The sequence below is a fragment of the Halodesulfovibrio marinisediminis DSM 17456 genome (assembly GCF_900129975.1).
Taxonomy (GTDB): domain Bacteria; phylum Desulfobacterota; class Desulfovibrionia; order Desulfovibrionales; family Desulfovibrionaceae; genus Halodesulfovibrio; species Halodesulfovibrio marinisediminis.
In genome coordinates, this window is record NZ_FSRG01000009.1 from 85,886 (window position 1) to 105,687 (window position 19,802).

Consider the following 19,802-nt stretch of genomic DNA (forward strand, 5'->3'; position numbering starts at 1 on the left):
ATGAATTTAAAAAGCTTTAAAAAACGTCGTGGAATGGTGAGTCGTGCCGATTTGTTTTTACTGCTTCAAATGTTTCCGAAAGAGAATTTTACTCACATAGCGGAGATGTTGGGATATTATAAAAGGTTAAGGAGGAACAAAAGGGATTTTACAAATCCTACCTTAGCATTCAGTCGTCAGAGAATAATTGAACATAAAGTTGAGGAAACTTTCGAGGATGAGCGCGGGTTAACTGAAAGTAAATTGAAAGCGTTTTATTGGTATCCTGTACTGCGTGAAAGAGTTGATGAACCTTCTAGTTCTCCCCTAATGATTGAAGAGTTAGGGGATGGACATTTCCCTCAGTTAAAAAAGATCCCCCCCCCACCTTTTGTTCCAATTCAATCTTGGTCTGCGGTTTGGCCAAAATTAAGAAATTTTTTGTCCCAAAAAGTTTCTTCACATGATCTTGAAGAAAAACGGGTGATTGAACTGATTGCCACTGCTAAAGCTTTAAGTAGTATTCCAAGGAAAAAACGCAAAAAATGGGCTAGGCAACTAACTATTATCGTAGATTATTCTAAACGAAATTTTCCTTTTTGGAGTGACTATAATTTGGTCATTGCCAACTTAACTCGGTTGTTGGGAAAAGATCGTGTGAAAGTCTTTTATTCTCGAACAGATGATTTAACATTGCTGACTAATGATTCCGATCAGATAAATATATTTGAATGTTTGTCTGAAAAAGATGTTCTATTAATTCTTTCTGATTTAGGCGCTTATGGGGAAGACGCTGAGCGCATACTTTGGCAGCATTATTCGGATTTGTTTCATCAAAAACGTGTTAAACCGACAGTGTTAACTCCCGTGCCGAAAAGAGCTTGGAATGTGCATTTAGCAAAAACGATGCATGTGATAGAGTTTTCTGATTCATCTTCTAATATATTAAATCAAAATGAGCCGAAGCTTGTAGAACAGTTGTTGAGTTTATGTTCTCTCGCAGTAAGAGTTGAACCACAATTATTACGGGCATTACGACAGTTGATTCCTAACTCGGATATAGGGATTGAAGGAGTTTGCTGGAATCATATTGATATGGATACAGCTTGCTTGGCTTGCTCGCTATCTTTGTCAGCTCGAAAAAAATATCAAAATTTATTAATAGAATCTGACTTCCCTCTCTCACTAGTTTTTAAAGCAAAAGAAATTATTAAGTTATACCACGGCTGGTTACCTCCGGAAATTCAGCTGGAAGAGGAAGTAACTCAAGTTGGGATACTTAACATGCGTGGGGAAATGGTGGATTGTCATTATGAATTAGCTCTTTCGAAAAATGCAAAACATTATCTTGGGTGGATGAAATTTCAAAGAGAAAAGGTGAAACAAAATAAGTCGGTCCAAGAATGGGCAAAACGAATGGGATTTCGTCAGCATAAGTCAGTGTTAGGAGTTAGTGGGGCAAATATATTAGTTCAATATCTTGCAGAGGTTTTTCAAGAGAGTTCCGTTACAAGTGATTTCCCTGAAGTTATTTCTGAGAATGATTTAGCTTTTGCTAAAAATAGACAAGAAGCGCTAGTTAGAACATTACAGATAAAGCAAGTTGGAGGGAGCTTGCTTTTGGAAGCTGAAAACATACAGAGTGGAGAAGGGCAGAATCCTGTACTTATAGAAATAGAAGTTCAAGAACGCTTGGAAATAAAGAAAGGAGAAAACAACACTGAAAGATTGCTTGTACAAGATGCTATCGAAGTAGATCTTCCTCGTAATGGAAGCATCTCCTTACGTAGTTCAAAAGAAGTCATAGAATTGTCAGCGATGCAAAAACCTGATTGGGCCGAGTCAATTTATCAATTATTAGATGGGTTATATGCTACTCTTCCCCTTAACGACTCTAAGATAAAATGGATAATGAATTCTTTTAAAGAAGTTGAAAAATATAATCCCCTATTAGGGAAGAGCGATAAGCAGTTGGCAATTGTTGAGAGGGGAGACTGGGTAAACATAAGCCAACTTGAACGGCTTAAGGGAATTCAGGACTTAAACATGTCGTGGGCTATTGACAGTGGAATAGATCAGTATGGACTTTTTGCAGATATGGAACTTTTGGGAGTTGTTCAACGAATGCGTTGGATTAATTCTGGTGAGTTTCTGATGGGATCTTCGTTAGATGAATTAGGTAGAACTGAATTTGAAGATCAGTTTTACGTGATATTGACCAACGGGTTTTGGATGGCTGACACTACTTGTACGAATGCTCTGTGGACTGCTGTAATGGAAGAAAAGGCGGTAATAAGTGATTCAAATCGAATGTTACCTGTGACAGGCGTTTCATGGGAAGAATGTCGTATTTTTTTAAGTAGGCTTAGCCACCTAATAGGTGATTATGGCTTTGTCTTGCCGTCTGAAGCACAGTGGGAATATGCATGTAGAGCAGGCGTTGATACGGCTTATTCATTTGGAAATCACATTGATGATACGCAGGCAAATTTTTATGAGGAGGAGTTGACTGGTGACAGAAGGCAAGGTGGAAGTGGGGTAAAGGCTGTAAAAGAATTTCCCTGTAATCAATGGGGATTATTTCAAATGCATGGAAATGTTTGGGAATGGTGTGCTGATTGGTATGCTCCGTACCCTAAAGAAAAATCTGTTGACTACACTGGATCAGTAAAGGGGGGCGAGCATGTTTTAAGAGGAGGAAGCTACTTTTCAACGGCTTCAGGTATTCGATCGGCGAGCCGAGGACGTTTGGATCTAGACGTGAAATTTGGGAGTCAGGGGTTTAGGTTTGCGATTGTTTAGAACGATTGTAGCTAAGAGTTTTGAATGACTATAGTATATAAGTTTATTGACAATGGAGAGGGACCTACATCTTTTCCTCCGAACTGGGCTGTAGCTTGGGGAGAAGATAATTTTGGGTTATGGGCGACTTGCGTTGTGAGTGATGACGTGTGCTTAATGCGTTGGATTAGGCCAGGTTTGCTTGTATCGGAACAAAAAAATGAATTGGTATGCGAAGAGGGGTTTTGGCTTTTAGATGCAAGAATTGGGGCACAAACTTGGGCAAAAAGAAAGAGGGAGAAAGCTAGAGTTGGTGTGGGGGTTTCTAGAGCTGATTGTCTTAACTGGTTGAAGAAATATAATCTCAACAATCGTTATGACAAATTATTGTTACCAACGGCCGAGCAATGGAAATATGCCTGCTGGAATCAAAGGGAAGGGTATCCTGCCGGTTTTGTAAAAAAAATTAATAGAAAAGAAGCCATATGCAATCAGTTCGGTTTGCATGATGTTTTTTCTTCTGGATGGGAATGGTGTGTGTCACCGTATGGTTCAAGAGATTCTTTAGATATTGATCGTATTGGGAGAATTAAGAATAGCAATAAGTGGGGTGAGGGAACTGAGCCAAAGGATAGAGCTTTTTTCCGTTTTTGTATGATTGAAAGTGATAGGTCATCAGGAACCGCGAAATACTTTTATCAAAATCTGGCTCAGATAAATGCTGGCGAAAAGCAGGATGATTTAGAATGGAGTCATATACATAAAGCTGCTGTTGCTGGGGACTTAGCTTACTTTACAACGTTAATAAAAACTAATGCTGACATTGATTGCACTGATTTTGTAGGGAGAACCCCATTACACCTTGCCTGTTGGAGTGGGCATAATAGTTTATTAAGTATGCTGCTAAGCCATGGTGCAGATTTGACTGCTGTAACAAAAAACGGTTGGAGCTCTCTGCACTATGCTACTGAGAAAGGACATTTGGACGTAGTAATGAGCTTACTTAATGCTGGGGCGCAAGTTGACTTGTCGGATACTGACGGCTGGACTCCACTACATTTAGCTGTCGTTAATAACAAGTTAGAAGTGTTAAGTGTGTTGATTCAATTTGGAGCAGATGTGAATTCAGCAATTAAAAATGGGCTAAGCCCACTTCATCTTGCTGTACAAGCGAATATCCCTTCTGCAATTTTAATATTGCTGGATGCTGGGGCAAATAGTGACGTAAGTGCCCTCGGGGTTACACCAGCTGAACTTGCATCACGCATGGACTATACTGCTATTAAACGTTTGTTTTTTACTTCTGAAAAAGGGGCATATGACGAGAAGGATTTATGTCGTGCTTCTTCTTTAGGAGATACGTTTAATGTAAAAAAAATGATCGATTTTGGTATTGATTTAGAATGTAAACATATGGATAGCTTTACCCCCCTTCATCTCGCTGTTCATAATAAACGATTGGGTGTTTTGATTGCGTTACTTGAGGCTGGGGCTGAGGTTGATGCAAAGGATTTCAACAAATCTACTCCACTCCATCATGCTGTTTATGATGGATGGAAAGAGGGGGTTCGAGTGCTGTGTGAATTTAATGCGGATAGTGATGTTGTAGATGCTGATTTTGATACACCGGTATCACTCGCTGAACGAAAAGGATATGTTGATATTTTAAAGAGTTTAACGGGGTAGCTGACCGCAAAAAGAACAATTCTTGGTAACTAAGCATGGAACTGTTGAAAATTTTCTTTTTTCTTTGTTGGGAACTAGTGTTTGTTGGTTCAGTAATAACTTTTGTTATTATATCTTTCCATCTCAACTGCTGAGCATAACTTGAGTTTTTCAGAAATCATAACTCCAAAAGTTCAGACCAGGTTATTTATTTTTCGTAGGGGGCGTTGGGTGATGGGGATTATTCTGGCTAGTTAAAGTTGTAATTTAATTACGGGCACATCGTCTCGTTGATCAGGTTTAATAGTTGTATATAGAACGCACCGGCTCTGGGCGGCTTAGGACGTTTGAATTCTCAGACTATGTTTTTTTGTCATAAAATCTATCTACTACGTTTCTCAGCTGGCGCTTCAAGTTAGTCAATGGTTTTTCTCTGTAAGTTTTCTCATTTCTTTTATGTCAGATGTTTTTATTCCACCATGTTTCGATTTTTACTTGTAGATGTCATAGAATCGAGGCCATGTTCCCGGTAGAGATCGACAACCTTTCTTCTGGCTTCAATTCTATTGAGAATTCTGATGAATTGGTGTTGAGTAAATCGAGGTTTTCGCATTGAACTAGCCGTATGATAAACAGATGCGTTATCGAAAATCTCTGTTTTGTTAATTCGGTTATTGCAAAGAGTTTTGTCCGTATCGAAAGATTTTAGGGAAGGCGTTGATATTTTATTACTGAGCGTGAAAAAAACTGGACGGGAATATGAAAAGGAGGTTGTGTTTGTAACCTCCTTTTTTGCTGCCGAGATGTTAGATTTTTTTTTGAAAAGATTAGAATTTCAGAGTGTTGCCTTGATGAAGATGGGTGAATTTAATAGCGTATTAGCTCGTTAGTCAGTTTAATTGGAGTGATATTAATGCCCGTAGAAAATTTAGGAAAATTAGTACCTGCTGCAACAGCCGTTGGTAAAGCCGGATATAAGCATTTCACTGATGTAAAGAAACAGCTAGGTGCTAGTGAGCTGGGTGGTCAGAGTTTTGCGACGGAAGTTCTAAACAATCATCTGAAGACAGCGTTGGATCGATTGTTAGAGTTGTCACCTGATGCTTCGTTGTGGAGAAAAGCTAAATATTTTGTTGAAGAACGATATCGTGTTCCTAATTTTCTGCGTCAACCATACGTTCGGGACTGGCTGTCGTCTCCTGATGTTCAAGCTGCGGCGCTAACTGCTGCTAGAATTTCCCTTATTGGAAGTCCGATAGATGAAGCTTCCCTTAGTTATTTGATAATTTCTTTAAGTTCTCATTCTGGTGAGAATGAGTCCATTGTAAGTGGAACTGTTTTGACAGTAATAAAATATCTGTCACTTGAAGTGGAGAATGCAATTCAAAATCGCGCTGATGTAGCTGTTATTTTGGAACGTTTGGATGAAGAGTTTCAAAAGACTAATAAGGAACAAGCCTGGCCATTAACGTCTGCAGTTTCAATCCAAGCTCATCATTCGGAAGATGCGAAGAAAGAATTAAAGAGGATACTTGAGAGTCGCTTCTGCGTTTCTACTTCAACCACTTTAGATTGGCTTAAGAGATTAGAAAAAGATGTTTCAAAAACAGGGAGGCTAGCTGCAGCGGCAGATATAAAAGAGGATATTGAGTATTGGATTGCTCGAATAGAAGCTAGTGCAGGTCGTATTGAGTTAGCAAAGGAGTATTTGTCAGGCACGAAAGAAACTCAAAATAACATATCAATATTAAAAGCATTAATTGCTATTTCATTAGGCACGGTTGATGAGGCCATCGGGATATTACAGAAAGATAAGACAGCAGACGCATATGGTTGTTTGTTGTTTATTCTTATGAATTACAGGAGCGAAGATGAAGCCTTAGACTGGTTTGATTCATTGGAGATGGGTGATGAAACTTTTAACTTAGCTGGATGGTTAAATCTCTTACCGCTATTAATTAAGAACAGGCGTTGCGAACAAATACAGTTGTTTCTGCAGAGTAATTTTTTGAAAAATTTTGAAAAATATCCTGCTATGAATTGTATGATTGGCAATTTTGCATTGTGCCAAATGTTCTCTGAGTGCTTCCATCCCTCAATTTTGGATGGAAGATTGATTGAAGTAGTTAAACATGCCGGTGAGGGGGGGGAACAATCAAAGTATTTAGAACTGGCATCTTGTTATTTTAAAAAAGCTTTTAATCAGGCGAGACAATTACGTCTAGGCGATTTTCTAGCAGAACTTGACTATATTCAGAGTTTGTTGCGTCTAATAGATCCAAAACAGTCCTCTAAGGAGCGAGAGCGACTGCAGTCAAAATTTAAAGAATTTCCTCAAGATCTTATTTGGCTAGAGCATATTCTTGTGTTTTCTATTCAAGTAGATTGGGAACGATTTGATAAGTATTTTGAAGACATTATGCGTGTTAGAAGGTTTACTGTTGAAGAACTGTCACAGCATACTGCTGTAGGTAATCATCGTGAATTGTACAGCACTGTGATCCAAGAAATTGAAGACTATTGGATCGATTTATCTGATAAGGATAAAAGTTTTTTTTCTCCAAGACTTATTGATTGCTATATAAACAGTAGGGAAATTTCAAAAGCTAAGTCAGCTCTTGTCAACTATCGCGATTTGGTACCTGATGATGTTTTAGCTCAACTGGAATTGAAATTTGAAGATGTGACAGGGGATACACCTGTAGAGAAGGCTCTTAATAATTATTCTAACAATGGAACGATTGTTAATTTAGAAAATCTTATCAAAGCGCTACAGGATTCAAATAATTTTGATGAACTGGAAAGATACACCCTTGAGCTATATAGAGTGGAGTCTAAGGTAAAAAATGCTCTTGCTTATGTTCAGTGTGCATGGCGAAATGGAAGAGGTAATGAATCTCTTTTGAAGTTTTTGGACAAGTGCCCTGAGTTGGTAAAAATGTCTCCCATGTTGCAATTCTATAAGGCGTCGTGCCTATATGATTTAGGGAGAATTGTTGATGCCAAACGATTTTTCCCCCAATTAGAATATTGTGACAAAACAGAACAAACTGTTTGGCTTGAGATCAATATTGCTTTGACTCTTGGTGAATGGGATAGGGTGACTTCGATTGTTATACGAGAGTTGCCTGAACTTTCTCTATATTCAGCCTCGTTTTTACTTTTTATGGGTAACGCTGTTGTTCATACGGCTCAAGAAGAAGCAGTCAAATTGGCTACAGCGGCTGTAAAAAAATCATCTGACACTCAAGAAGTGTTAATCGGTGCACATAGAATCGCATCGTTGGCAGGACATGATGACTTAGCATCAAGATGGATTCATATCGCTGCCGAAATGGACTGTGAAAGTTCGTTGATTAAAAAAGTCCCGCTATCTGAAGTTGTTTCATTTGTCGAGCAAAGTGGTAATGATCGTCAACGAATGGCCAAGTCTTTTCAGTTAGCTGAAATTCCAGTTCATTTTTTTGTCGAAGAATTCTCACTCCCCTTGTCAAACTACTATCTTGTTTCTCAAAAGTGTGATGTTCGTTACAGAGGACTTTGTCCTGCCATTTCCTTATTGCAACATGCTACCAAAGCAAAGATTAAAAAGATATCGTTAGATATTACAACAATTATGTTGTTGTATCAGATGGGAATTTTGAATGATGTAATTGATTACTTTGAGACTGTGATGGTTGCCCCTAATATTATGTTTATATTGCATCGTGAGCACGGCTACGTAACTCACCATCAACCTTCTGTGATTGAAAAATCAAAACAGCTAATAGGGATCTTGTCGGATAGAGTATTGTCCGTTGATGGTTTTGCTGTGCCAGATTTTCTTTTGCATGAAGTAGGGCTTGAAGATGCTCAATTGCTTGTTTCTGCTGCTCAAAGAAAAGGTTTTTTTGTCCATCCTGGTAAAATTTATCAAAGTGGGTCATTAATGGATAAAGAAGCTGAATTAGGGGAATACAAAGACAGGATTTTGCCTTTATATTGTCTCGTTGAGTGGTTGTTTCGCTCTGCTGAGATAGATGATGATATCTATAAAGAGGCTCTAGATTTTCTTGAACGTAATGGGGGGAAAATCGAAGATGGTGTAGTGACAACAAACTTTGACGATGTTCCTATCTACTTAGACAGACTGTCAGTTGATTACCTTCATCAAATGCAGTTGATAGATGCAGTAGTCAATTCAGATTTGGAGGTTTTTATTCATCCTCATATTTACGAGGAATGGCGGGGATACTTAGCTTTAGAGAACCATACACAGAAAATTTGTAGGTCTCTTAAAAACATACGAAAAATTTTGCAAAAGGCTCTTGCGTACCAAAAAGTGCAATTTATGCCACGTAACTTTTCAGAAGATGATATAAGAGCACAGCGTTATGGTGGTGTTGTGAATGCCGTAATCCATACGTTAAGTGGTGCGCGTGAGTTAGATGCTGTAGCATTCGACGATAGATTTTTGCATTCCTATGGTTGGGTATCAGATATTGAAAATAATCTTCCGATTCTTAATGCCTATGACTTGCTTCTTATTTTGAAAGCACAAGGACAAGTAACGAATAAGGACTTTCTAAAAGCCAAAAAATCTCTTTATGAGAGTGGATGGGGTCCTTTCCCTCTTGATCATGATGAGCTTTTTCGTGAGATTTCAAACTGCAAAATGCATGATGGTAAGTTAAGAGAAAATGCCAAAATAAAAAGAACACGTGAAAGTGTTAATTTCTTATTAGGAAGTAGCTTTCTAACTAAGAAAGAAAGACTTTATATTTTTGATAATTGCCTTATATCTAGTTTGAATTTGCTTCATTCTATTTGGGGGGCTTCTTTAAGCAAGGATGAAGACGTCTATGCCCGAGCCTCTTGGGTTCTACAGTACATCTTCCCACCGATTTCTAGGGTTAAGGAGTTTGAAGATGATCAAGTAAAGCAACTTGAACTGATCGTAGAGAGAGTGCTTCAGCCATTATTTCTTAAGCCAAGAAAATGTAAGTTGGATAGGTTTAAGCTTTGGTGCCGTTGGGTTCAACAAGAAATATTCAATAAGCTATTGCCTGCCAATGCTTCTATACTTGATGCTTTTTCAAAGAAAGTCGCAGAGTCTTTTGTTCAATATTCTAAGCAATTACTTGTTGAAAATGAAGTTGCTGATGATGAACTGCTGTTTTATAAACGGCAGCTCATATTAGATGCTTTGGCTAATGTTCCTGAAGAGCTTGCCAACCGGATTTATAGGCAAGAAGAAATAATAACATTTTGTCATTTAAGGTTTCTGGTACACCAAGTTGGAACAATCTCACATAAAACGTTAGTAAAAGCATATCAATCTGTTGAAAAAACAGACAGGACGTATCTAATTGAAACTTTAGAGGGTGACTCAGTTGAAGTAAGATATCAAGAAGAGGGAGTGTTACGATTTAGTAAAGATAGTGATGAACCAATAGTAGATGTCACTGGCTTAGTATACCTGTCTAAAAATTCTGCAGAACGGCTATCAGCTATTAATAACGCATCATCGATGTGTGTTTTTACCCCACCCAAATTAGTTGAACTTCGTGAACTTGTTGGAAAAAATCACACTTTATTAGGTAACATGCTAGATTTGATAGATATTATTAGCAACGCTCCAGGTAACTTTTTTTCTAAAGTTGAAAAACGCCTTCAAGCTGGAGAGGCTATTAGTAGTGATTTACTATTTCCATCCTCAAGACAGTATTATGAAATGTTAATTGGACCTGTAACTAATGCCGCAAACTTTGATGAGTACTTAAGTGATACACTTCTTCCACTGCATGACTCATTATTAAAGCAAGATCCACAAAGAGTATTGAGTTATTGCTTAGCTGCTGCGGTAAGAAATGATGTTGTCGTTCCGGCGTGTTATGAGTACTTGGGAGATTCATTTTTTATCAATTGGATTGAAGATAAGAAAGATGATCTTACTCCAATAGAGCTATTAGCGTTACTGTCTATTGTAAGTGCGCGCAAAAATTCTGACTGTGTCTATAGTCGTTTTATGGACGAAGCCATCGAACGCTTATGTTCTGAAAGCTATGAGATAGGAGTGGATTGTCAATTCTATGATATTTTTCCACAACTATTGAGTTTTTGCTTGAAGGTAATCGACACACAAGAAGAACTTTTCGATTGTCCTGTTTACTGGAAGCGTTTAGCAGCTTTTGTTCATTGTCAGGCTTTACTGAAAATTGTGAAAAATTATGTTGATCATAAGAAATTTACGGAGTGGTGTGGAAGTTTATCTGCAGGGATTACTACCTGTGATTTTTTAAACTTCTATAAAGAGCCACTTTGGATGCGTATCGACCTCTCCGCCTACTCCTTGCATGCTGAATTAATAGGACAATTAAATATTCTTTGTAACGACTCTTCTAAAGTTGGCTTTAGCCAAAAGCACAAAAAGAAAGTTGAAACCTATTTTGAATCTTTGTCTGAGCAAACCCATATAAAAGCATACTGTTGTGGGCCCTTAGAAGGACACCAGAAATGGAAGTATGTAACAGGGGAGTTTGAAAAAGCGTATGAAGCTATTAATAATGTTATTAGCAAATTTGTGACTTCTAGAAGTGAAATAGAAGCTGTTAAGCTAATAACATTAACTTTTTACAGTAGATTTGATGAGAAAGGCTTGGAGGAACTTGTTCAATCTATTTCAGAGAAACCAATTCGGTATTCTGAATACGATGAAAAAAGAAGGTACTTTTTTGTCTTGCACTCTCTTGCTGGTATAGCTGGAACCCAAACTTCAACAGAATTAGCGGAGTCACTTTGTAAGGGGCTTATAGCAGAAGCTCCATATTATGACTGTCCAGAGGACGCAAAGGCGGGGCTATACGCGATTCTGCTTTCAGCTGCAGCCTATGAGGATGAATCTACTAGGCTGGATTGGCTTGGAGCAAAGCTTATGTCATATGCCCTTAAGCTCCCTAAAAAAGCTCCTGCACAAGCTTGTTGTAAAGATATCGAACAACTGGAGAGATTGCTTCCTGTTGAGAAGCAGCGGTTTGGTGATGTGATTTGTTTACTTAAAAGTTGTGCTTAGTTTTTAGGAAGATAGTTGTTCAATCGCTACGGGGAAGCATACCGTCTTAAAGCTAAAGGAAAAAGAGTGAAACTAGCAACTCATACTTGTAATGCTTTACAGGTTATTGCTAAATTTTAGCAATTTGGAGTTTCAGTTGGAAGTCAACAAAAAGTAGGCGTAGTTGTGATTGTTTTTAGAGGCACACTTAAAACGTGCGGTGTGGGCTATTTAACAGGAAAATGTTGTGGGAAGCGGGTTCTCAACTAATAAAAATTTTGTTTATAAGTGGTTATAAATTATGAGCCTAAAAATGTAATCGTTTATACGTTGTATTTTCTATTAAACAGTGATGTTCTGCTTTCTTTCTCATTAGTTTTTAATATCCTAGATAAAGGTTTTATGATTTGAATATTTTTATGAGTTATGCCTCAGAAGATAGGCACTATGCTGCGCTGTTGGAGAATGCTTTAATTAAAGCTGGCCACAAGATCATTAAAGCTACGGGTAAAGTTAATTCGAGTAAGAGTTTTGCTCAAAAACTGAATAGATATATACAAAGTGCGGATGCTTTAATTGTTTTAATTAGTTGGGCAACTCTTAAGAGCAAATGGATTAGGCATGAGGTAGAATCAATGGCTATCCAGGACTTTTCAACTAATGAAAAGAAAATTATTCCAATTAAATTGGATTCTTCTCCTATGCCTTCTTATTTGACGAACTATGATTACTTAGATTCAACAAGCTCTGACGGGGTAATTGAAAAATTAATTCAGTCGTTGTCAACAGGGGAAAAAAAGGATGTTTTTGAGAGTGCCTCAGGGGCTAAGGAACAAAATACCTTACATTATTCCAAGGAATTGAGTAAAAAATTAAAAACAGGAAGGCTTACTCTGGTTTGTGGAGCCGGAGTATCGATTGGGGCAGGTATACCCACTTGGGACGATCTTTTATTTAGACTTCTGAGCTCGATGATAAGGAATGCTTCAGAAGCCCGTTCAATTCCTTTTGATGAGGCTTCTGTGTTTGATTTTCAAAAGGACTATGCACCTTCTTCCTTAATTCTCGGAAAGTATCTGAAAAATCATTTTGGTGATAATTTTCTTCAAGAAGTAAGAAATTCGCTGTACTTAAAAAAAACAGAACGGTGTGCTCTAATTGACTCGATAGTTGATCTTTCCCGCCCACAAAGAGCGTCAAGATCACTTGATTCTATTATTACGTTTAATTTTGACTCGTTAATTGAAGAAAATCTTAAAAGGGAAAATGTACCCTATAGAACCATTTATAAAGAAGGTATGACTCATGGTCCAAATGAGTTGCCTATATATCATGTTCATGGGTATCTACCTAAGGCTGGGCCGCTACCTAAAGATATAGATATTGTTTTCAGCGAAGACTCCTATCACACTCAATTTATTGAACCTTTTAGTTGGTCAAATTTGATTCAGCTAATTAAGTTGAATGAAAACACCTGCCTCTTTATTGGACTTAGCTTCACTGACCCTAATCTTCGCCGTTTGCTTGATGTCGCGAATCGTAAAAAGGGAAGTTCCTCTCCAGCGCATTATATCATTAAAAAATCTTTATCATCGACCGAAGCTCTTGACGGGATGGCAAAAATTTTTGAGGAACAAGACGCAAGAAATCTTGGGCTCAAGACAATTTGGGTTGATGAATATTCTGAAATACCAACCTTTCTTAAAAACATAGCAATAAGTTGAACAGGCATGAAAGCGGGAAGGAATGTCTTCCCGCTTTTCTATTAATATTTTTCTACATCCTAATCGCCTCACCAGGCGTCTCATTATCATCACTTCTTAGCGGATGCTCCTTGTTCTCGCAGACCCAAAAGAACGTGCCTTTCTTTTTCTTTGATTCAAAACGGCGCATTACTTTGTCGCAGCCTTCTTCAGGGCATGGGGCTTGAAGAAGTTTTGTTTTTGTTTGTTTTGTTCCAGGCTTTCCTTTTATGTCTGGAAGAAACACAGGCTTGTCGTGTTCAAAGCAGGCCCAGAAGAATTTACCTTTTTCTTTTTTGGAAGGAAGCCTTCTGAGTGTTTTACCGCATTCTGGGCAGGGATGCCCTTGTAGCCCTGTGCCGGCTGATTCAGTTATTGGCGTAATGAGGACTGGCAGTAGGTGCGCTTGATCTGACATGAAGGTGTCGAATTGTTCCGTGCCGGCTGCGATCGCGCTTAGGCGAGATTCCCAGAGCGCTGTTGTGATCGGATCTTTCAATTGTTCAGGGGTAAGGGTGATAATGTGTTGGCCGAGTTCGGTTGAGATAAGATTCTTTTTATCGGTTTTGATGTAACCGCGTTGTTTCAGTGTTTCGATAATGCCGGCGCGTGTGGCTTCGGTACCGATGCCTTCATTTTCTTTTAGCGTCTTCTTTGCTTCTGTGTCATCGATAAAGCGGTGAATGCTAGCCATAGCTGCGATGAGTGTGCCCTCTGTAAATTTTGCAGGGGGCTTTGTTTGTTTCATCTCAACTTTTGATTCCGTACAAGACACTTCATCAGCCTTTTTAACTGCCGACAGCGCTTGTTCATCCGGTTGTTTGTCAAACGTTGTCCAGCCGGCTTCGAGCGTTGTCTGACCTGTCGTAGACCAAAGGTACCCAGCAACTTCGGACACAATCTTTTTGGCTTCATAAATGAGAGGAGGATGAAACTGGAGTGCGTAGGTCGTACTGATCAGCTCAAAGAGTTTAGCGTCTTTTTCCGGAAGATCTGCCAGCACTTGTCCGGTTGGAATGATCCCGTGGTGCGCTGTCACTTTTTTTGTGTTCCAGGCTTTTGATTTCAGTTGAGGATTTGCTGTTTCAAATACTGGAGCAGAGGAGAGCGCCTGAAGAATGCGTTGAGCATCGTCAAATTGTTCTTCAGGAAGGTAGCGGCAATCAGAACGTGGGTATGTTGTCAGCTTTTTTTCATAGAGACGTTGGGCAATGTCCAGGACCTCTTTGGCCGACATGCCGAATTTTGCTGAAGCAGCCTTCTGCAGAGAGGATAGGCAATGCGGCAGCGGTGGATGAACGGTCTTTTTCTGCGAAGTCGCTTCAACGATCGTTCCTGTCTGGTTTGCCGCCTCTTTTGCAATTGCTTCAGCTTTTGCCGTATCAATGAGACGGCCTTCTTCGTCTAATCCCGTCATGTCTTCAGAGGGCTGGAGCTGGGCTTTGAAAGATCCATTTTCGTGATTCAATGTAGCTTGAACGACCGCGTATTTTTGTGGCTTAAAATTAGAGATTGTTTTGTCGCGTGTGACGATCAAGTTTAGGGTAGGAGTTTGTACTCGGCCAAGAGATAACACACCCTGCATTCCTTTAGATCGGCCAAGCAATGTCATTGCTCGCGTAGCATTAATCCCTGTCAGCCAGTCGGCTCTGGAACGGGCAAGCGCTGCATGTGAGAGCGTGGCGAAGTCCTTATTGTCCTTCAGAGAGCTGAGTGCAGTTGTAACAGATTTTTCATCAAGGGATGCAAGCCAGATTCGTTGAACATTTCCCACGTATCCAAAATGCTCAAGCACTTCATCAACGAGCAGCTGACCTTCACGATCCGGATCACCGGCGTTGACGACAACGTCAGCTTTCTTCAGAAGCTTTTTGATGACGTTGAGCTGCTTAGCAACACCTTTGCGCGGAAGAACCTTCCATTCGTCAGGTATGATCGGGAGTGCGTTTGCATCCCATTTCTTCCATTCAGGCTTGTAGTCATCTGGGTTTGCAAGCTCGAGCAAATGTCCGAAGCACCATGTCACGGTGTCGTCTCCGCAAGTAATGTAGCCTTCGTTTTTTTGAGGGCTGCCTAGTCCTTCGGCAATAGCTCGGCCAAGAGAGGGTTTTTCAGCTATGAATAATCGCATGATGTATCCTTTTTAGTTTGGTGGGATAGAGGGGAGAGGAGCGTCCCGCAGAGTTGCGGGACGCTGAAGTGTTATTGCGGGATGAGTTCCTGACTTTGTGTTTTGCTGAGCGCTTTGCGAATACCGGCATTCAACTCAACTTTTAGTGCGTTTAAACCGCGCTCTTGGTGAATGTCGTTGAAGTCGGTGAGTCCTTTTGCTTTCTCTGCTTCAGTCAGCTTTGGTTTAACAACAACTCCACCTACAGATTTTGCTGCTGCGCGAGCCTTGCTGATACCAGGATTTTTTTTCTGGGTATGGTCATCGTCTGCAACAAACACGAATGGCGCGTCAGGAAAGGCTTTTTTCAGTTCTTTTGCCACTGGTTCGAGGTTCCCAGCGTCGAATGCTACTGCGACTGGCTTGTGCGTTGCTTCGTGGATGCTCGCAGCCGTGGCATAGCCTTCGGCAATAAGAAGTGGCTGTTTTGGGTTTGTGCCTGAATAGTGCGAGATAAGGTGGAACGCGCCTTGTTTCTTGGCTCCAGACTCGAAGAGTTTTCCTTCTGGGGTAATGGTTTGCATTGTTTGGATTCGACCGCTCGAGTCGCGACCTGGGATAAGCAAGTTGCCGTGCATGTCGATTTTAGTGCCGTGACTTTTTACCCCTTTCTTTTTGAGGTACGGCTGATCTTCTGGTGCCCAGCCTTTCGCGTTTCTCCATTTGGCATACGCACGTTTTGCGGCTTGTTCCTGTGCTTCTCTGCGCTCTAAGTCGCGAGCCTCCTGCCTCATAGCAGCGTTGGCTTTTATTTTGGCCATTGCTTCAGGAGAAAGCTTGTGTCCGTTTGCTTTCCAGTTTGTTCGTAGACCGGTTTTATGGTTTTCAATAAAGCCGGCAGGGCGACCGTCTAGATAACCGGTATACGCACCGTCTTTTTTGTTTTGCTTGCCGCCTTCAACGCGGACTCGCTGAAGTTCGCCGTTCATGATAGGCAGGCCCTCCACGATCAGACCGGCCTCACGCAATGCTTGAGCAAACTCCTGTTCAGGAGCCATCTGAGGCTTTTCTTCTTTTTGTTTTCCGTCAGGAAGCCATTGGCTGAGTGATGTCAGATCTGAGCCTTCCGGAGCGTACCAGCTTTTTTTTCTGCCATCCCATTTGGCTCCAAGCTTCTTGGCTGTGTTCTTTTGAGAATATGGGACAGCAAGGTAAGTCTTTTCTTTAGCCAGTTGGCTAAGAGTTTGCTCAGGCTCTTGCTCTTTGACCTTTTCTTTTGTGATGTTTTTTTCTTTCTGGTCTTCCATTTTGATACCCTTTTCAAAGCCGAGCATATGACCTTTGATGCGTTCTGCGGTCTGGCAGGCGCGCATAATCTCGTAAGGATCTTTCTCGAGAGCCTGAATCCAGCTGTCTACGTAGGCGAGGTGTCGGCCGCGATCATATTCAAGACCGACTTCCATGCTGACCATCCAGCTGGCGATTTCAGCATTCAATTCCTCTCTGGCATACTCCTGAGTGCCTTTTGGGCCGAAGGTTCGTTCACTGCCTTTCCAGCGTTTTTCATGACCAGTCCAGTGACCTAATTCATGAAGAGCCGTCGCATAGTATTTGTCCTGAGAATCAAATTTGTCTTTGGGAGGAAGTTTGATTTTGTCTAATGTGTAAGAGAAGAATGCGCGGTCGCGCTGGTCGTGGCTAATGGATGCGCCGGAGCCTTCGAGAATCGCTTCACTACGTTCGTGCGGATTCCAGCTAACATCCTGTCCTTTCCACTCCGGCATTCCTTCGACTTGTGTGGCGTGGAACACGCTTGCAAAGCGTAGAATAGGGCGTTCAAGCAGAAACGTTTCTTTCTGCTGTTTTCCTTCCTCATCCAGAATTGGCTTGCCGTCGTCATCGAGGACATTTTCTTCTTTTGTAAACTGCCAGAAGACGACAGGACGGGATTTAGATCCTTTTTTGATACGCAAACCTTCGGCGTTGGCTTGGTTGAACGTTACAAAGCGCGGGTCTTCCATGCCTTCACGTGCAAGTGAGACAAAGTTAACACCGCTGTAGACGGTGCCAGAGATGGGATTGAACGGTGGATGGAATTCGCCGGCTTTCCACGGCTTTTGCCAAGGCGCAGTGCCTTTTTTTAAGTCGTCGATAATCTGCTCTGCAAACTCCTGATGGAATGTTTTTCTTTTGGCAGACATACACGATTACCTCATTTCTTTGAGGGTTTTTTCCAGCAGCTCACGATTAAGTGGCTTGTCCAGATCCTTGAAGCGCAGCGCTACCTCTTCAAACGCGCCCATGTGATCGGCTACGTCCGGATCAACAGGAACGCCTTCATTGAATTCAGCCAGCTCAGTTGCGTCTGAGTCAGACTGCAATGCCGCTTCGTGTAGGTACTGTTCTGTGGTAATTGTCATGATTGACTCCAATTAGTTAAAGGTGAAAATGGGAATTACTTTGCGGAGCTTTGATGCATCCACAAGACCAAAATATCTGCTGTCAAAACTATTCTTGTTGTGGGTGGAGAGCAGAAGCGCTTTTCCTTCAGGGATGACTCCGTTGTGGAGTTTGCGAGGCAGCTTCCGGCCTTGGCTGTCGCGTGTTCGGCTTGTGAGAATGAAGAGCATGTCATTCACTTGAATCAAGCTTGAATGAACTGTGACTGAGTCTCCGGCCAGTCCCGAGACTTCCTTTAAAAGAGGCTTTTGACCTGAAGGGCAGAGAGCACTTGTGCCAAGATAGTTTCGTTCTGCTGAAACAGCGTTGTAGGAATTCTCCGGGGGGAGGCAGAAGGTTGCCAAGTCACCTCGTGCCGGCGGAGCGCTTTCCAGTTTGTAGAGTCCGATTGGCTCAGAGTGGGTGAGGTTGATCCGATATCCCAAATGAAAGGTACTAGTGAGAAGGAGTGTGACGCCACAAACAAAGAACAGAGTTACGCGCATGATTCCTCCTCAAAGTCCGGTTCTTCAATTCCAAGATCATCGAAATCCGGTTCTTCACCGTCGTAGGTTGGCTCTTTTTCAAAGACTGGTTCATGTTCCACGTTGCACTCTGGAACGTCCGGTTCAGAGGCTTTTGTTGTGGCTGGCTCTACCGTGTAGACAACTGGAGATCCGCTTTTTTCTTCAGCCTTCTTTTTCTCCGGAACAAGACGATCGGAGGCCAGCGGTGCCTTCACCTTTGCTCGTTCTGAGAAGACAGGATCAAGGAAGTAGAGGATCTGTCTGCCGTAGATTGGCGGAAAGCCGGCTGGGAAAACGAGCATGTCGCCGGCTTCAATGATCTGCATGTTGGCGTCTTTTTTTGCGCCAGGAAGCCTCATGCATTCGTCCGGAGTAAGAAGGGCACGGCCAGTTTCACCTACACTCACACTGGCTCGGCCAAGGTGTCCGGAGCGGCTTCCGGAGAGAGATGTTTTCTTTGTGACAACTGTTGTTTTACCGGTCATGTCAGAAAGCACCTTCGCTGTTTCAACTTTGTTGGGAGCATAAGCGATTCGCACGTGGCAGTTACTCATGATGCTTTCATCTTTGGAGTACGCTGCGTGGAGCTGCGTTAGGTCCTGCACGATGAAATAAGCTTTCAGGCCGAAACCACCCATGAAAGCAAGAGAGCGCTCGAAGATTTCCAGACGACCGAGGGACGTAAACTCATCCATCATAAGCAGGAGCTGATGCTTGTAGCCGGCAACAGAACGTCCGTCCTCAAACTCCATGTCTTCAGTAAGACGACGCAGAATGATGTTGAGGATAAGGCGGATTAACGGTCGAAGACGATCGATATCTGAAGGGCGGATTACCAAGTAGAGTGATACCGGAGCCTCATAGTTCATCAGATCATCAATACGAAAGTCGCACTCAGCCGTGTTGGCTGCAACGATCGGATCTCGATACAAGGCTAGGTTTGCAACGGCGGTTGAAACGACACCGGACAGCTCGTTATCAGCCTTGTTGAGCATTTCACGAGCTGAGGATGCAATGAAGCGTTGAACGCTTAATGCTTCTTCTTTGCTTGCTCCGAGTGCCTCCTGCAGGAAGGTTGCATGTTCAGCAACAAGCATTTCTTGAAAGAGAATTGCGTTATCTTTCTCTGGATCAGCGAGCATCAATCCAAGGTCGCTTAGGTTTGCAATGCGCTTTTTGTTCTGAAGAGTCACAATCAGACAATGTAAAATAGCTCCGCCAAGAAGGGCAAAGGCGGCTTTGTTCCAGTAGTCTTTTAACCCTTTGCCGTCTGGATCAACGATCATGCTGGCGATGTTCTGCGTGTCTGCGATCGCGTGGGCAGTGTGTAAGCGGATTTCTTGCAGCGGATTGAAACGCGCACCGCTGGCGGTTTCGTCTGTCGGCTCAAAGCGTAACACTCTGTGCCCTTGCTTTTGTCTCCATCCGGCAGTGAGTGCCCAGTTTTCCCCCTTAATATCGAGGGCAATGAGGCTTTCTTTCCAGCTCAGAAGTGTAGGCAAAACAAGCCCGACGCCTTTACCTGATCG

The 19,802-nt window shown here is 41.6% G+C and carries 9 protein-coding genes; 4 read left to right on the top strand and 5 right to left on the bottom strand.

Translation table 11 applies throughout. The features are described from left to right. From BUR09_RS16615 to BUR09_RS16330, 4 genes are all read left to right on the top strand, one after another. Window positions 1–2,781, top strand: a complete 2,781-nt coding sequence (locus BUR09_RS16615; RefSeq protein WP_084539536.1) for a formylglycine-generating enzyme family protein — start codon at window positions 1–3, stop codon at window positions 2,779–2,781. Between the two features lie 24 nt (window positions 2,782–2,805). Further along, window positions 2,806–4,446: an ankyrin repeat domain-containing protein gene (locus tag BUR09_RS16315; protein WP_074218009.1), complete on the top strand. Its 1,641-nt coding sequence runs from the start codon at window positions 2,806–2,808 to the stop codon at window positions 4,444–4,446. A gap of 892 nt (window positions 4,447–5,338) precedes the next feature. After that, window positions 5,339–11,476 (top strand): hypothetical protein, encoded by a 6,138-nt coding sequence (locus BUR09_RS16325; RefSeq protein WP_074218011.1) that lies wholly within the window; start codon window positions 5,339–5,341, stop codon window positions 11,474–11,476. Window positions 11,477–11,862: 386 nt separating this feature from the next. Further along, window positions 11,863–13,179 (top strand): SIR2 family protein, encoded by a 1,317-nt coding sequence (locus BUR09_RS16330; RefSeq protein WP_074218012.1) that lies wholly within the window; start codon window positions 11,863–11,865, stop codon window positions 13,177–13,179. Between the two features lie 52 nt (window positions 13,180–13,231). On the opposite strand, the gene BUR09_RS16335 is transcribed toward BUR09_RS16330, so the two are convergent. From BUR09_RS16335 to BUR09_RS16355, 5 genes are all read right to left on the bottom strand, one after another. After that, window positions 13,232–15,328: a DNA topoisomerase III gene (locus BUR09_RS16335; protein ID WP_074218013.1), complete on the bottom strand. Its 2,097-nt coding sequence runs from the start codon at window positions 15,326–15,328 to the stop codon at window positions 13,232–13,234. A gap of 71 nt (window positions 15,329–15,399) precedes the next feature. After that, window positions 15,400–17,508 carry a zincin-like metallopeptidase domain-containing protein gene (locus BUR09_RS16340; RefSeq protein ID WP_074218014.1) on the bottom strand — a complete coding sequence of 703 codons (2,109 nt, stop codon included), beginning with the start codon at window positions 17,506–17,508 and terminating at the stop codon, window positions 15,400–15,402. Between the two features lie 6 nt (window positions 17,509–17,514). Next, window positions 17,515–17,727, bottom strand: a complete 213-nt coding sequence (locus BUR09_RS16345) for a hypothetical protein (protein WP_074218015.1) — start codon at window positions 17,725–17,727, stop codon at window positions 17,515–17,517. 12 nt (window positions 17,728–17,739) lie between these two features. Next, entirely contained in the window at window positions 17,740–18,252 is a 513-nt protein-coding gene (gene traF / locus BUR09_RS16350; RefSeq protein WP_074218016.1) for a conjugative transfer signal peptidase TraF, read from the bottom strand. Next, window positions 18,243–19,802, bottom strand: a 1,560-nt coding sequence (locus tag BUR09_RS16355; RefSeq protein ID WP_074218017.1) for a type IV secretory system conjugative DNA transfer family protein, incomplete at its 5' end; no start/stop codon positions are given. The genes traF and BUR09_RS16355, both read right to left, overlap by 10 nt.